This is a genomic window from Pseudomonas sp. AC083 (assembly GCF_979253165.1).
Genome location: NZ_CEEDDH010000360.1, coordinates 1 through 234, shown reverse-complemented (window position 1 = coordinate 234; position 234 = coordinate 1). Strand labels below are relative to the sequence as shown.

The 234-nt window shown below is 40.6% G+C and carries 1 protein-coding gene; it reads left to right on the top strand.

Features of this window, described 5'->3' with window-relative positions; translation table 11 throughout:
* On the top strand, positions 1-234 hold a 234-nt coding region (locus tag AC0IXA_RS28195; RefSeq protein ID WP_471815026.1), incomplete at both ends, for a CHASE3 domain-containing protein.

Sequence of the window (234 nt, the reverse complement as noted above, 5' to 3'; positions counted from 1 at the left end):
ACACTAGCATGCTAAGTTCGGCAATAGAGCAATTGCATTTATCTATTGTACAGGCCGAGTCTGGGCAGCGTGGCTATTTATTAACGGAAGAAGATGATTACCTTACACCTTACTTCGATGCAATTGGCCAGTTAGAAGCACAAACAGACCATGTTAAATCACTGCATTCGGAAATTGATGGTCAGTCTGAACGAATAGCCCAGCTGCTTGTTTTAGTACAAAGTAAAATTAAAG